We start from the raw sequence: 15639 nt of genomic DNA on the forward strand, positions 1-15639 counted from the left end.
CGCCTATCGAGGCCCGTCGACCTCGAACGTCCCGGCGTCATCTCGGAAGACCACCTGGACTCTGCGTTTGGCACCGTTGATGGTCACATCGCAGGTGAAGCCTTCGCCCTGTTTGACTTTCGGATTCTTGCCGTCATTGCACCTGACCGCCGAAACCTCGTTCGCGCCATAGCCGTTGATCGGATCGCTGAGGATCTGCTTCACCCCGGCCTCAGCCTGCGCGACATCGAGAACCGTTCCGCTGCCCAAGCTTCCCGAGAACCACAGCCCGCCAAGCAGAGCCAGTCCGCCAAGCACGACGATGGCGACGATCGCACCGGCGATCATCGGTCCGCGCGCCGGCTTCGGAGGCGCCGGACGCGTGGGCGGTTGCTGCTGCCAGTACGGCTGCTGAGTCTGCGGCTGGTGCCACCCAGGCTGCTGATGCGGCGGGTATGACGGCCGCGGCGGCGGATACCCCTGCGGCGGATACGGCTGACGCGGCTGCTGCGGCGGCGGATACGCGGGCCTACCCTGCGGCGGAGCACCACCTGGACGCACCCACCACGGATCGCCCTGACCCTGACCCTGTCCCGGCGGGCGCGTCATGAGAACCGCTCGAAGCACTCGTCGACTCCGCTGGAAAGCCCGAGGCGATACGCAAGAATCCGCGTGAAACCCGCAGGCGCCGAGACGCCGTTGACGTCGCTGGCGACCATGCCGTTCGTCAACAGCCCCGCCACCGCTTCATCGGTGTCCCCCGGCGACAGGACGAAGTCGGCGCCGTCCTCGGCGGTCATCCGTCCCTGCGCCACACCCGTCAAACACGCTGTGCGCAAGGCTGATACGGGTGTGTTTATCCTGACGCCGCGCTCCTTCTGCAACGCCAGCGTGTAGCGGGACGTCACCATCGACAACGCGGTGTTGTCGCCTTGCACCAGAACCTCGTCCTCGTCCTCGTTCTTGGTCGCACCAGCGGCCTGCAGCGCGGGCATGTCGACAAAGATCTTGTTGGAATCGGGACAGTAGGCCGTCGGTTCGGTGATCGTCGCGCCGGTGCAGTCGACGCGGTCGGTCGTCAGCGTCGGCGGCGAGACGGGCTCGAACGTCGTCTTCAAGACATCCATCAACTTCGACAATGTGTCGTCGTTGATCGGGCTGTCCAGCGTCGTTTCGTATCCGGACGTCACGTGCTCGGGCAGATCACCCTGCCGCCTGATGATCTCGTCCATGTCGATCGCGGCGCACTGGTCCGCGCCGCCGGTGAAGCCCAACTGAAACGCGCTGACCCGGTCGAGCGCCGAACCGTGCGGATCCTCCGCAGGCCCACCTTCGAGCCGGTCGCGAATGTAGATCACGCCGGCGAGCACATGGTTGAGACCGTCGCCGGTACTCAATGTGAATCGTGGCGAATCGCCGGCCGCCACCCAATGCAGGTAGACCCCGGCGAAGCAGTCGGCCTGCTGTTCCCTGACCAGACCGGGTGTATCGAGGTCGGCCAGCCCGGCCATCCACTGCAGCGCGTGTCCGTACTCGTGTGCAATCACGCCGACGACACCCATGTCACCGAAGTACTGCTGCGCGACGGGCAGAAAGATGCCGCGGTCCCAGATCATCGTGTTCAGGTTGTAGCAGAACGCGGCGTTCGGAGCCTGATACATCTCCGACCCGCACAGCGGCGGGGTCGACGGGTCGTCCGAATCGTAGGAGATGAGCGTGGCCACCGGGACGAACTCACCGGGCAGATATTTTTCGTAGTTCTTCGCCCAGAATTCCTGAATGTCGTTGACCGACAACAGCGCCAGCTTGTCCATCGGTCCGTTGTCGGTCATCTCGACGGTGCCCTCGGGCGCGGGTGCATTCGGCCGCGGGCCACTGGGCCCCTCGGTCACCGGCAGGCCGCCGACCCGGTCAGGGTTGAAGAGCATCGACGTCGCCCGCCCGTTGACCACCGTCGGCGTGCATCCCGCCAACAGCAACGCCACGCAGGCCACCACGAGCCCCAACCGGGCTGCTCCGTTGCGGCCGCGACCGGTCACCACGTCGTTCACTCGCAATTACCCCTCACAGGTGCCACATTCTCTCCCAACTCTGCCGCGTTCGGCCCATTTCAGCAGGGCGAATAGCCGAACAACCCATCGGGGCGGCCACCACATCCTCATAACCCCTCGCACCGCTCCTGCGGGCTGGGGATACTCGTCTTCAAGGAGGGAGATCAACGTGGCGTCAGGTAGCGCACGTGTCGGCCAGATGTTCGGCCATTACCGGCTGACCGGCCTTATCGGCCGGGGCGGTATGGGAGAGGTGTACCGAGCGGAGGACACGAGGAAAGGCCGGACGGTCGCGCTGAAGATCCTCGCGGAGCAGTACTGGCAGGACGAGAAGTTCAGGACGCGTTTCCAGCGTGAGTCGCGGGCGGCCGCCGTTCTTCAAGAACCACACGTGATTCCGATCCACGACTGGGGTGAGATCGACGGCCATCCCTACATCGACATGCGGCTCGTCGACGGTCGGACGCTGCAGGAGGTGCTTGCCGACGGGCCGCTTTCCGCTTCGCGCGCTGTGCAGATCGTCAACGGAGTCGCCGCGGCTCTCGACGCAGCGCATGAGGCGCGGCTGATCCATCGAGACGTCAAGCCGCAGAACATCATCGTCACGCCGTCGGACTTCCCCTATCTCGTCGACTTCGGCATCGCAGAAGCCAAGGGCGACAGCGGGTTGACGGCAACGGGAATGCACATCGGCACGTTCGCCTACATGGCCCCGGAACGGTTCCGCAACCAGGACGCCACGCCCGCGGTCGACGTGTACGCACTGGCGTGTGTCCTCTACGAATGCCTCACCGGCGTCGCGCCATTCCAATCGGGCAGCCTCGAGGTGGTCATGACGGCACACCTGTTCTCGCCGCCACCGCAGCCCAGCCTCGCGAACCGGAACCTGTCGCCGGCCTTCGACGAGGTCATCGCCCGCGGTATGGCCAAAGAGCCCGACGACCGCTACGGCAGCTGCGGCGCGCTGGGGCGAGCGGCACAACGCGCGCTGCAGGCCGACACCGTGATCGAGCGGCAACCGAGACCCCCGAATCCGCCGTCCCCGCCTGCCCCCAATTACCCATTCAGCGGCCCGACCGTCGTGCGGCCGGCCGATATCGCTTCCCCGCAACCGGCCTACCCGTCGTACAGCCCGGCCCCGCCTCCTGCACCCGCTTCGACCCCGCGCAAGTGGTTGATACCGGCCGTCATCGGGGTCGTCGCGGTCCTGGCCCTAGGCGGCATCGGGATCGTCATCGGATTGCTCGCCAACGACGATCCCCCGCCGGTGGCCACCGCGCCGGATACCCCAGATCCGCGGCCCACCAACCGCGACAGCAAGAGTCCGAGCCCGAAACCCACGGAAACTCCGCTGTCCGTGGGCTCGCCACCACCGCCACCGCTGGTCGGCAACGACACCAGCGCGAACCCCCAGAGCTGCACCGGCGACTACTCGCTGCCCGGCCGCAACGACGTCGGCACTCATGCGCGCAGGGGTTCGGCCGACACATCCTGCCTCTTCACCGAGAATGTGCTCCACGCGTATTGGCAGACCTACGGCGATGCCAGCCGTGACCTTCGGCAGGTGTCGGCTCCCGGTGCCGTCGACTGTCGCTCGCTACCAGGCGGGATCCCCTGTGACGGGCCGAATTTCATCATGGACTGCCAAGCACGCCCCGGTAATGCATACATCACCTGCACAGGCGGCAAGGACGCCGTCGTCTACCTCTACTGACAGCGACCCGCCGGCAGCAGCGCGCTGTGTTCCTGCAGCCAGGTCGCGACCCGCGTCAACGCCTGCGAGCCGTCCTCCAGTGAACCCGACCTCGGCTCGACCGCGACGGCGACCACCGCCAAGCCGTCGTCAACCGGAATGACGCCGAACTGCCGGACCAAGTAGTTGCCCTCGGGCGACGGACCCCAGCCACCTTTGAATTTCGCGCCATCGATCCTGCCGAGCCCCCAACGCTGATCGGGCGCGATGTCCCCCATCAGATCCATGATCGGCTGGTCTTGGAGGTCGCATACAGAAGCGGACAGAAACGTCGCCTGATCGGTCAGCGACCAGATCGTCTGGCCGAAGGCGCTGAATTCCGGCCTGACCTTTCGTGATTCGACGACCGTCGGGTCACCTGTCGCCGCCAACACCGCCTGAACCCTCTGCGCCGCAACGGTCGGATCACCGAGACTCGCCCAGATCGCTTCGGCCGCATCGTTATCCGACTGTGTGATGGCCGCGCGCATCGCGTCGGTCACCACCGGCGGATCGCTCTCGCGCAGCCCGGCGATCGCGAGCGGCACCTTGATCGTCGACCATGCGGGCCCCGTCGTCCACGAGCCCGCTGTCACCGGTGCCGGTCCTGCACCCACCGGCCGGACGACGATGCCGGCCTCCGCGTTGAGTTCGGCGGCCAGTGAGGCGAACTCGGCGGCGAACGGGTTGGTATCAACGGGAACACTAGGTGCGGGCGACGGGAGTGCGGTCGTCGGCTGCGCGGGCGCACTGGTCTCCGTCGACGTCGGCGCCGACCGGAGATTGCTCCCGATGACGAAACCGCCGCCGACGATGCCGATCGCCAACGCGGCGAGCACAAGCAGCAGAAGAGGTCGATTTCTCTTCGGTCGGGTGTCCCTCGAACCCGGGACGGGTCGGCTGTTGGTCGTCGTGGCCATCTCCCCCAGTATCACCGCCGACGGGACGGACTCCGCGCAGCAAGGCGGCGCGCTGTTGATAACAATGCCATCACCGCCGACAAACGTCAGGCAGCGCGCATCACTTGGTCGCCCCGTTGATGGTCGGCGTGAGGACCATGCCCTTCTCGACGCCCCACATCGTCGCAATCGTCCGGTACTCGCCGGTCTGCATCAGGTGCTCGAGCGCCTTCAACAGCGGTTCCGCCAAGCCCGACCCCTTGGCCACGGGCCACCCGTAGGGCGCAGAGTCGAACACCTCACCCGCGGGCTCCAGCGCACCGCCGGAGGTCTTGATCGCGAACAGCGTCACCGGCGAATCCGCCGACATCGCATCGACTTCCCCGTTGATCAGGGCGGCGTTGAGATCGTCCTGGCTGACGAACACCTTCTTGTTGATGGGCGGCTGTCCCGCCCCTTCACACGCCCCGCTCTTGGCCGGAATCTCCTCCGACTCCTGCAGCGACGGATACGCCACGCCGACCGTCAAACCGCACGCGTTGTTCGGGTCCACCTCGACACCGGGTCGTTGCGCCCACAGCGTGCCCGCCTCGAAGTACGTGACGAAGTCGACAGCCTCTTCACGCTCCTTGGTGTCGGTGAACGACGACATCCCCACGTTGAAGTCGCCGCCGCGCACCGACGGAATGATTGCCTCGAACGCGGTCTCCCGATAGTCCGGCACCAGCCCCAGGACCCGGGTGATCGCATTCATCAGATCGACGTCGAAGCCGACGATCGCGCCGCTGGCATCTTTGAATTCGTTTGGGGCATAGGGCACATTCACGCCGATGATCAACCGCCCGGTCGACCGGATGTCCTCGGGCACCGTCGCCGCGATCGACTCGACCGCGCCGGGCGCCGGTTGCGGTGTCGCCGTCGACGTGCTCTCCGCGACTCTCTCGGGCTCGGCACGCTCGCTCCCGCCGCGCCACTGCCAGACGCCGATGCCGCCGGCCACCAGCAGCACGGCCACCGCGACGGCGACGGCGATCGTGCGCGCGGACACCCGTCGATCGGTCGAGGCGGCCCGTCGCGCCGAATGCCGTCCGCTGCCGGCCATCCGCACCGGCGCGTTCAGGGCTCGCCGTGCGGCAGCGGCCAATTCGCCCGCGGTCTGATACCGCTTCGACGGGTTCTTGGCCATGCCCTTCGCGATCACGTCGTCGAACGCCGCGAGTGTGGGATCCACCGCCGACGGCTGTGGAATGGGCTGGGTCATGTGTCCGGCGATCTGCTGTTCGAGGCTCTGCGCCGGATACGGCCGCGCACCGGTGAGGCATTCGTAGAGCACGCATGTCAGCGCGTAGATGTCCGACGTCGGGTCGACGGGCTTGCCCTCGAACCGCTCGGGGGCCATGTAGGCCATCGTTCCCAGCGTGCTGCCCGCCGTCGTCAGCCCGACTTCGCCTGCGGTACGGGCCAGGCCGAAGTCGATCAGGTAGACGAAGTCGCGGTCGGTGATGAGGATGTTCGACGGTTTCACGTCGCGATGGATCAGCCCCGCGGCGTGTGCGGCGTCCAGCGCCGTTGCGACCTGCTCGACCACCTTCACCGAAAACTCGGCGCTCAGCGGCTTTTTCGTCTCGTTGAGGATGGTGCCGAGATTGCGTCCCTCGATCAGCCGCATATCGAGGTAGAGACGGCCGTCGATCTCACCGAAGCTGTGAATCGGCACGACGTGCGGGTCATTGAGTCCGGCGGCGGCCTGTGATTCGCGCCGGAACCGCACCTGGAACGTCTCGTCGGCCGCCATGTTCGGCGGCAGCACCTTGACCGCGACTATCCGGTCGGTCTTGGTGTCGTAGGCCCGGTAGACCTCGCCCATTCCCCCACGGCCGATCAGCTGCTGCAGCTGATAGTGCCCGAATGGTGTCGGATCCACCGTTTAACTCCTCGGCAGCGGGCCCCCGCGTCGCTGTGTCGCTCGAAACTACATCAGGTTTGCCAGAAAGTCTTAATTGTTGTCACCGACTCGTCACATACGCGGTGAACAAATCGGCCGCCGGAAACGTATATATACAAGACGCTCGTGCAGCTGACCAGCCACTCACGTGGGATGTTTAGGGCGCTGTCAGCGTCGCTCCGGAGGATGAACTTGCTGCAACGAATCGCCCTGACGGCCCTTTCGGCACCGCGCCGCATCATTGCGGTCGCCGTGTTGGTGGCGGTTGCGGCAGGCATTTTCGGCATTCCGGTCGCCGAAACCCTGTCCTCGAGCGGATTTCAAGACCCCACCGCGGAGTCGTCCAGGGCCACCGAGTTGCTGACCCAGAAGTTCGGCCAGGGCGACGTCCAGATGGTGCTCACAGTCACCGGCGAGAACGACGCCGTCACCGGGCCCGCCCGCGAGGTGGGTCTGGACGTCGTGGATCAGCTGAAGCGATCGCCCCACGTCGCGAATGTGACCTCAGCGTGGACCGCAGCGCCGGGTACGGCGCAGGAACTGGTGAGCAAGGACGGTAGGTCCGGCCTGATCGTCGCCGGCATCAGAGGCAACGAGAACGACACCCAGAAGTACGCCAAGACGCTGGCCAGTGAGGTCACCGGGACCCGCGACGGCGTGACCGTGCGGGCGGGCGGTGTCGCGATGGTGAACGTTCAGCTCACCGAGCAGTCCCAGCGCGATCTGCTGTTGATGGAGTCGCTCGCGATTCCGTTCAGCTTCCTGGTGCTGGTCTGGGTGTTCGGCGGGCTGCTGGCCGCCGCGCTGCCGGTGGGCGTCGGCGTTCTCGCGATCCTGGGCTCGCTTTCGGTGTTGCGGCTCATCACGTTCGGCACCGACGTGTCGATCTTCGCGCTGAACCTGACGACCGCGATGGGGTTGGCGCTGGCGATCGACTACACGCTGCTGATCATCAGCCGCTACCGCGACGAGCTGGCCGACGGCGCCGATCGAGAGACCGCGCTGGTGCGCACCATGGTCACCGCAGGGCGCACGGTGCTGTTCTCGGCGACGACGGTCGCGCTGTCGATGGCCGTGATGGTCCTGTTCCCAATGCATTTCCTGAAGTCGTTCGCGTACGCGGGTGTCGCGACGGTCGCGTTCGCCGCGGCCGCCGCCGTCATCGTGACCCCCGCGGCCATCGTTCTGCTGGGCGACCGGCTCGATGCGCTCGATGTACGCCGGCTGGCGCGACGGGTGTTCAAGCGACCCGAACCGGTGCACCGACCCGTCGAGCAGCAGTTCTGGTATCGCTCAACGAAATTCGTGATGGCGCGCGCCATCCCGATCGGGCTCGCCGTCGTCGCGCTGCTCGTGCTGCTCGGTGCACCGTTCCTGGGCGTCCGCTGGGGATTCCCTGATGACCGGGTGCTGCCGAATTCCCTTTCCGCGCACGAGGTCGGCGACCAGCTGCGCAACGACTTCGTCAACAACTCCGAAACCGCGGTCACCGTCGTGATACCCGACGCGCGTGGGTTACCGTCCGCGGACCTCGACGGCTACGCCGCCGCACTGTCGCAGGTGCCCGACGTGACGCAGGTATCCGCACCGGACGGCACATTTGTCCACGGCGCCAAGGTCGGTCCCCCCGCGGCGGCCACCGGCGTCGCCGACGGCAGCGCATTCCTGACCGTCGGCAGCAGCGCACCGCTGTTCTCCGACAGCTCGGAAACCCAACTCGACCGGTTGCACCAGGTACCCGGACCCGAGGGCCGCGCCGTTGAGATGACGGGCACCGCCCAGATCAACCACGACAGCGTCGAGGCCATCACGAATCGCCTGCCGCTGGTGCTCGGGCTGATCGCGGTCATCACGTTCGCGCTGCTGTTCCTGCTGACCGGCAGCGTGGTGCTGCCGCTGAAAGCCGTGGTGTGCAACGTCTTATCGCTGACGGCCGCGTTCGGCTCGATGGTGTGGATCTTCCAGGACGGGCATCTGGGCGCGCTGGGGACGACGTCGACGGGCACGCTGGTCGCGAACATGCCCGTGTTGCTGTTCTGTATCGCGTTCGGGTTGTCGATGGACTATGAGGTGTTCCTCATCTCGCGAATCCGCGAGTACTGGCTGGCGTCGAGCCGCACCAACGCCGACAACAGCGAGAGCGTCGCCCTCGGGGTGGCGCGCACCGGGCGGGTGGTGACCGCGGCCGCGCTGATCATGTCGATCTCGTTCGCCGCGCTCATCGCGGCCCAGGTTCAGGTGATGCGGCTGTTCGGGCTGGGTCTGACCGTCGCCGTGCTGGTCGACGCGACCCTGGTGCGAATGGTGTTGGTACCGGCGTTCATGCAGGTGTTGGGCCGGTGGAACTGGTGGGCGCCCAAACCACTGGTCCGGCTGCATGACCGTATCGGGCTCACCGAAGGTGAGCCGCAGAAACGCCGAGTGGAAGGGCGAGTCAGATGAAGATTTCAGTAACCGGGGGCGTTTACCGGGCATGGGTCTCGTGAGCGTCATCGCGGGTGTGCACGGCGAGCTGCCGCCACACCGCTACAGCCAACGCGAGATCACCGACGCGCTCATCGAGCTCGGGGGCTGGGAAGCGTTCACCGATGTGCTGCACAGCCTGCACAAGAGTGCGAAGGTCGACAGCCGCCACTTCGTGTTGCCTTTCGAAGACTACGTGGGCCTCACCGATTTCGGCGATCTCAACGACACCTTCATCAAGCATGCCGTCGATCTCGGGTGCGCCGCTGTGCTGGGGGCGCTCGACGAGGCGGGTCTGACACCCGAGGACGTCGACCTCATCGTGTCGACGACGGTCACCGGTATCGCGGTGCCGTCGTTGGACGCGCGCATCGCCGGTCGGCTGGGCATGCGGCCCGACGTGCGGCGGGTGCCGATCTTCGGATTGGGTTGTGTTGCAGGGGCGGCGGGCGTGGCTCGGTTGCACGACTATCTGCGGGGCGCACCCGACGACGTCGCGGTGCTGGTGTCGGTGGAGTTGTGCTCGCTGACGCAACGGGCCGATCCGTCGATGGCCACGCTGGTCGGCAGTGCACTGTTCGGCGACGGCGCCGCGGCGGTGGTTGCCGTCGGTGACCGTCGTGCCGAGCAGATCAACGCGTCCGGTCCCGACATCGTCGACACCCGCAGCCACCTCTATCCCGACTCGCTGCGCACGATGGGTTGGGACGTCGGTGCGAACGGGATGAAGCTGGTGCTCTCGCCGGACCTGCCTGCGGTCATCGAGCGGTATGTCGGTGACGACGTCACCAATTTTCTTGGGGCGCACGGGCTCAGCGTCGACGATGTCGGCGCGTGGGTGAGCCATCCCGGCGGCCCGAAGATCATCGAGTCGATCACCGAGGCGCTCGACCTGCCCGAGGATGCGCTGGAGCTGACGTGGCGGTCGCTGGCCGCGGTCGGCAACCTGTCGTCGGCGTCGGTGCTGCACGTGCTGCGCGACACCATTGCAAAGCGGCCGCCGAAGGGCAGCCCCGGGGTGTTGATGGCGATGGGTCCGGGGTTCTGCTCCGAGCTCGTGCTGCTGCGCTGGCACTGACGTGAAGCGGTTTTACGTTCTGGTGATCGGCGCGGTCGCGGCTGAGCGGGTCGCGGAACTGGTGGTCTCGCAACGTAATCTGGTGTGGAGTCGGGCGCAGGGTGGCCGTGAGTACGGGGCTCGGCACTACCCCGCGATGGTCGCCCTGCACACCGGGTTGTTGGCCGGATGTCTCGCCGAGGCCGCACTGTTGCGCCGCCGGTTCGTCGGTTGGCTGGGCTGGCCGATGCTGGCGGTGGTGGCGCTCGCGCAGGGGCTGCGCTGGTGGTGCATCGCCACGCTGGGCAGGCAGTGGAACACCAGGGTGGTCGTCGTCCCCGGTGCGCAACGGGTGACTGGTGGACCGTATCGGGTTGTGCCACATCCGAATTACGTGGCCGTGGTGGCCGAGGGTGCGGCGTTGCCGCTGGTGCATTCGGGGTGGCTGACCGCGCTGGTGTTCTCGGTGCTCGATGCTGCGCTGCTGCGGCGGCGGATCCGGGTCGAGAACGCCGCGCTGGAATCCCTGACGTGATCGACCTTCTCGTCGCGGGCGGTGGACCGGCGGGCCTGGCCACTGCATTGCACGGGGCGCGCGCGGGGCTCTCGGTCGTCGTGGTCGAACGGCGTGCCGGGGCCATCGACAAGGCGTGCGGCGAGGGGTTGATGCCGCACACGGTTCGGCAGCTGCAACGGCTCGGGGTGTCACCGCCCGGCAGGGAGTTCGTCGGCATCCGGTACCTGGACAGATCGCGGGAAGTCAGTGCCACGTTCCGCTCAGGCGCCGGACTCGGTGTGCGGCGGACATGTTTGCACACAGCGCTTTTGGACGCGGTGGCCGCAGCTGGAGTCGAGGTCGTGCAGAGCGACATCGGTGCCGTGACGCAGGATGAGACGTCGGTGTCGGCGGGCGGCTTGCGGGCGCGGTACCTGGCGGCCGCCGACGGTCTGCATTCGCCGACCCGCCGATTGCTGGGCCTCGAGTCGGCGACCCGTGGCCCGCGGCGGTGGGGCATCCGGCGGCATGTCCAGATCGCGCCGTGGACGGATCGCGTCGAGGTGCACTGGACTTCGGGCGCGGAGGCGTACGTGACACCGGTGGCCGACGACTGTGTGGGCATCGCGATCCTGTCGTCGAACCGGGGCTCGTTCGACGATCATCTGCGTGAGTTCGGGGCACTCTCAGAGCGGGTCAGCGGTCACCCGCACGGACACGACATGGCCGCGGGCCCGTTGCGGCAGAAGGTCCGCAGCCGTGTCGCGGGTCGGGTACTGCTGGTGGGTGACGCGGCGGGTTATGTCGACGCGCTGACCGGTGAAGGGCTGGGCATCGCCTTCGGCGGGGCGGAGTTGTTGGTGCAAAGCGTGATCGCCGACCGGCCGGGTGATTACGAGCGGCAGTGGCAGCGGATGTCGCGACGGTATCGGCTGCTGACGGCCGCGGTGCTGCGGGCGAGCGAGTCGACGGTGCTGCGCAAGCGCATCGTGCCCGCGGCCGCGGCGCTGCCGACGGTGTTCGCCGGCGTCGTGAACCAGCTTGCCGAGTGACGCGTCGCCCCCGAATCTGAACCTATGCAGCCAACTCCTGCGTAACCGCGTGCACAACCTCAGATTCGGCGAGACGGCGAAGGAACCGCGTCAGCGACTCGCCGACGGCACCTCGGGCTCAACCTTTTTGGCCGCCCGCACCGTGATCCGCGCGCCACGCGCCGGCGTCATGATGACGTGCTTGAGCTTCGTTTTCTCCCCAGGCGCGTTGGCGGTGCTCAGTTCGACGCGACGCAGGATCTCGCGCAGCACGATCCGCATCTCCACCATCGCGAACCCCGCGCCGAGACAGCGTCGATTACCGCCGCCGAATGGGAACCACGTCGTCGGGCTCAGCGTCGCCCCCACCATCCGGTCGGGATCGAACTTGTTCGGATCCGGGTAAACCTCCGGATCGGCGTGCACCGCCAGGATGCTCGGCACCACCATCACCCCGGCCGGCAGTCGATACCCCGCCACCTCGACGGGCTCCTTGAGAATGCGACCGACATCGGGCACCACCGGACGGATGCGCAGCGTCTCCTTGGCGATCGCGTCGAGGTACTCGTCATCGCCCGCTTCGGCCGCGGCGACCGCCTTCGCCAGGATCGACGGATGGCGGGTCAACCGCTCCAGCGACCACGCCAGCCCGGTGGCGGTGGTGTCGTGGCCGGCGACCAGCAGGGTGATCAGCTGGTCGCGCAGCTCCTTGTCGCTCATCCCGCCCGCCTGGACCAGCATCGCCAGCGCGTCGGTGCGCTCGGCGAGGTTCGGATCGGCGCGGCGTTCGGCGATCTCGGCGTACAGCAGTCGATCGGCCTGCTCCATCGTCTGCTTGAACCGCCGCCACGGCCGTCGTCCGAGCAGGCTCGGTTTCGCGATCGCCAACGACTCCCACGGACCCACACGCAGCAGGCGGGGCATCACATCGCGCAGCGCCGACAGCCGCGCCGGGTCGCTGGCGCCGATCACCGTCCGCAGAATGACCTCGAGCGTGATCTCGGACGTCTTCGGGGCCACCTCGAACGGCCGTCCGACCGGCCAGCCCGCGATGTTCTCGGCCGCGATCTGTGCCATCAGGTCGGCCTGGCGCGCGACGGCGTCGCGATGGAACGGCCCCATCATCATCCGTCGGCGGTCGCGATGGACGTCGTCATCGATGACCAGCACCGAGGTGTCCCCGAGCAGTCCGCCCAGCATCGAATTGGCTTCGCCCGCATGGAAGATCCGCGGGTCGCCGGCGAACACCGTCTTGATGGCGTCCGGGTCGGCCAGATAGACCATCTCGCCCATCATCGTGTTCCGCAGCGTGAACACCTTGCCGTACCTGCGCCGACAGGCCGCCACGAACGGCGCCCACCACCCCAACATCACCAACGTCTGTATCGCGCTGGGCACCTTGGGCCCAGGGGGCAGGCCGTCCCGCGTTGTTAGACTCATGCCTAATACGGTACGTCGCGGGACCACCGTGGGCAATAAGTTCGGCGGTTTCGGTCGCCGCGAACAGGTGGGCGAGACACAGACGGCTAAGGTGTCGGCGAGTCGCACACTGACCCGCCGCTTCCGAAAGATCCTTGATACATGCGAGTTGACGGACGGGACATCACCGTCTCGGGCAGCCTGTTGCAACCGTTGACCCGCCGGACCAACGACATCTTCCGCGTGGTCCTGTCCGCGGTGTTCCTCGCGGTCGTCGTCACCAGCTCCGTGATCACCCGCAACGAGTGGGTGGCGCTCGAGCGGTCGATCTCCGAGATCGTCGCCGTCCTCACCCCGACCCAGGCCAACCTGGTGTACCTCGCATACGGCGTCTTGATCCTGGCGGCGCCGTTCGTCATCCTGGTCAGCCTCATCGTGGGCCGGCAGTGGAAGCTGCTCGGCGCGTATGCCGCGGCGGCCGCAATCGCCGGGTTGGCGCTGTCGATCACCAATGCGGGCTTTGCCGCCCCACAGTGGCACTTCGACCTCTCCGATCGCCTCGACACGCTGCCCTCGCAGTTCGTCGACGATCCGCGCTGGATCGCGATGCTGGCCGCCGTGCTGACGGTGTCGGGGCCGTGGCTGCCCGCGCGGTGGCGACGCTGGTGGTGGGCGCTGCTGCTGGCGTTCGTCCCGATACATCTCGTCATCAGCGCGATCGTCCCCGCACGCTCGTTGGTCGGGCTGGCCGTCGGCTGGTTCGTCGGCGCGCTGGTCGTGCTCGTCGTCGGCACCCCCGGGCTCGACGTGCCGCTGGAGGGGGCGGTGCGCGCGATGGCCCGCCGCGGCTGCATCGTCTACGAGCTCAAGGTGCTGCGGCCGTCGGGCGCCGGGCCGCTGATCCTGCAGGCCGCGTGCGAGAACCAGCAGACGACGGCCGTGATGGAGATGTACGGCCCGCACCAACGCGGCGGCGGCGTGCTCCTGCAGCTGTGGCGCAAGGTGCGCTTCCGCGACCGCGAGACCGCGCCCCTGCACGCGTCGATGCGCCGCCTCGTCGAGCATCGCGCGCTGATGGCCATCGCGATCGGCCAACTCAAGGTCGCCAACATCGCCACGATCGCCGTCGCCGGGCTCGAACGCGGCTGGACGCTGTACGCCCACACCCCCGCCCGCGGTACGCCGATCGGCGACTGCACAGCGGCCATCCCCGTCAGCCGGGTCTGGGAATCGCTGCGCGAACTCCACGACTGTCAGATCTCGCACGGAGACCTTCGCGCCAGCGAGATCACCGTCGATGACACGGTGCTGTTCGGCGGATTCGACACCGCCGAGTACGGCGCCACCGAGGCGCAACTGCGGTCCGACATCGCGCAGCTGCTGGTGACGACGACGCATCTTTACGACGCGCCGTCCGCGGTGCGCGCCGCCATCGACGCCTTCGGCAAGAACACGGTGTTGACGGCATCGCGGCGTCTCACGAATGCGGCTGTGCCGCTGCGCATCCGGCAGTCCGTGGTCGATCCGAAGGCCGTGATCGCCGCCGCGCGCGAGGAGGTGAAGCGGCAGACCCGCGTCGACGAGATCCGCACCGAGACTGTCACCCGTTTCACTCGCAGTCAGTTGATCCAACTGGTGTTGCTGATCGCGCTGGTGTACGTCGCGTATCCGTTCATCAGCTCGGTGCCGACGTTCCTCACCGAGTTGCGCAGCGCGAACTGGTGGTGGGCGCTGCTGGGGCTGGCGGCGTCGGGGTTGACGTATATCGGTGCGGCAGCGGCACTGTGGGCAGCCGCCGACGGTGTGGTCGGCCTGTGGGGCCTGATCGTGATGCAGGTGGCCAACAAGTTCGCCGCCACCACCACGCCTGCGGGTGTCGGGGGCCTCGCGCTCAGCGCCAGGTATCTGCAGAAGGGCGGCGTCACCCCGATGCGCGCGACGACCGCCGTCGCACTGCAACAGTCGGTTCAGGTGATCACCCACATCATCCTGCTGATCTTCTTCAGCACGGCAGCGGGAGTGTCCGCCAACCTTTCTCGCTTCGTGCCGAGCGTCAACATCCTGTATCTGGCGGCCGGCCTGCTGCTCGGCCTGATCGGCACGTTCCTGCTGGTGCCCAGGTTACGACGCTGGCTGGCCACGTCGGTGCGACCGCGGCTGGAGGAGGTCGTCGGCCACCTCATCGAGCTGGGCCGCGAACCCAAACGCCTCGCGGTGATCGTGCTCGGTTGTGCGGCAACCACTCTCGGTAATGCGTTCGCGCTGTGGGCGGCGATCGAGGCGTTCGGTGGCGACACGTCGTTCATCACCGTCACGGTCGTGACGATGGTCGGCGGCACGCTGGCGTCCGCAGCACCCACGCCCGGCGGCGTCGGCGCCGTGGAGGCCGCGCTGATCGGTGGTCTGGCCGCGTTCGGGATGGCCGCGGCGGTCGCCGTTCCGTCGGTGCTGCTGTACCGGGTGCTGACGACCTGGCTGCCGGTGTTCGTCGGGTGGCAGGTGATGCGCTGGATGACGAAGAACTCACTGATCTAGATGCACGGATCGGCAGCCGCAGCGGCATACTG

11 protein-coding genes are annotated in these 15639 nt (G+C 67.3%); 6 read left to right on the forward strand and 5 right to left on the reverse strand.

All coding sequences use genetic code 11. From position 1 onward, the window contains the following. Positions 1-3 precede the first annotated feature (3 nt). A complete protein-coding gene (locus tag G6N43_RS30790) occupies positions 4-588 on the reverse strand; it encodes a DUF4333 domain-containing protein (RefSeq protein ID WP_234810305.1) in 585 nt (194 codons plus the stop codon). Beyond that, a complete protein-coding gene (locus G6N43_RS27815) occupies positions 585-2030 on the reverse strand; it encodes a neutral zinc metallopeptidase (protein WP_083157337.1) in 1446 nt (481 codons plus the stop codon). Before G6N43_RS27815 ends, G6N43_RS30790 begins: the two co-directional genes overlap by 4 nt. A 169-nt stretch (positions 2031-2199) precedes the next feature. On the opposite strand from G6N43_RS27815, the gene G6N43_RS27820 reads away from it, so the two are divergent. Next, positions 2200-3744, forward strand: coding sequence for a serine/threonine-protein kinase (locus G6N43_RS27820; protein WP_163658239.1), 1545 nt, complete (start codon positions 2200-2202; stop codon positions 3742-3744). Here the strand turns inward: G6N43_RS27820 and G6N43_RS27825 are convergent. Further along, on the reverse strand, positions 3738-4682 hold the full coding sequence (locus G6N43_RS27825) for a serine hydrolase (RefSeq protein WP_179967937.1): 945 nt from the start codon (positions 4680-4682) through the stop codon (positions 3738-3740). The two genes, G6N43_RS27820 and G6N43_RS27825, sit on opposite strands and share 7 nt — an antisense overlap. Positions 4683-4782: 100 nt before the next feature. Beyond that, complete coding sequence (gene stpK7 / locus G6N43_RS27830; protein ID WP_163658241.1) at positions 4783-6585, reverse strand: serine/threonine protein kinase StpK7; 1803 nt, start codon at positions 6583-6585, stop codon at positions 4783-4785. Positions 6586-6798: 213 nt separating this feature from the next. On the opposite strand from stpK7, the gene G6N43_RS27835 reads away from it, so the two are divergent. Genes G6N43_RS27835 through G6N43_RS27850 form a run of 4 tightly spaced genes read left to right on the forward strand, consistent with a single transcriptional unit; the run spans position 6799 to position 11674 of the window. Then, positions 6799-9048: an MMPL family transporter gene (locus G6N43_RS27835; RefSeq protein ID WP_083157799.1), complete on the forward strand. Its 2250-nt coding sequence runs from the start codon at positions 6799-6801 to the stop codon at positions 9046-9048. A gap of 40 nt (positions 9049-9088) precedes the next feature. Next, complete coding sequence (locus G6N43_RS27840; protein ID WP_234810348.1) at positions 9089-10147, forward strand: type III polyketide synthase; 1059 nt, start codon at positions 9089-9091, stop codon at positions 10145-10147. 1 nt (position 10148) lies between these two features. Further along, the gene (locus G6N43_RS27845; RefSeq protein ID WP_083157796.1) at positions 10149-10661 is read left to right on the forward strand and encodes an isoprenylcysteine carboxyl methyltransferase family protein; all 513 of its coding nucleotides are present in this window, start codon (positions 10149-10151) and stop codon (positions 10659-10661) included. Continuing rightward, the gene (locus G6N43_RS27850) at positions 10658-11674 is read left to right on the forward strand and encodes an NAD(P)/FAD-dependent oxidoreductase (RefSeq protein ID WP_083157795.1); all 1017 of its coding nucleotides are present in this window, start codon (positions 10658-10660) and stop codon (positions 11672-11674) included. The genes G6N43_RS27845 and G6N43_RS27850 overlap by 4 nt, the downstream gene beginning before the upstream one ends. 90 nt (positions 11675-11764) lie before the next feature. Here G6N43_RS27850 and G6N43_RS27855 read toward each other — a convergent pair whose 3' ends face one another. Further along, a complete protein-coding gene (locus G6N43_RS27855) occupies positions 11765-13093 on the reverse strand; it encodes a cytochrome P450 (protein WP_083157794.1) in 1329 nt (442 codons plus the stop codon). Between the two features lie 141 nt (positions 13094-13234). Between G6N43_RS27855 and G6N43_RS27860 the strand changes: the two genes are divergently transcribed. Next, positions 13235-15607: a lysylphosphatidylglycerol synthase transmembrane domain-containing protein gene (locus tag G6N43_RS27860; RefSeq protein WP_083157793.1), complete on the forward strand. Its 2373-nt coding sequence runs from the start codon at positions 13235-13237 to the stop codon at positions 15605-15607. Positions 15608-15639 lie beyond the last annotated feature (32 nt).

This window comes from Mycolicibacterium moriokaense, assembly GCF_010726085.1.
Classification (GTDB): domain Bacteria; phylum Actinomycetota; class Actinomycetes; order Mycobacteriales; family Mycobacteriaceae; genus Mycobacterium; species Mycobacterium moriokaense.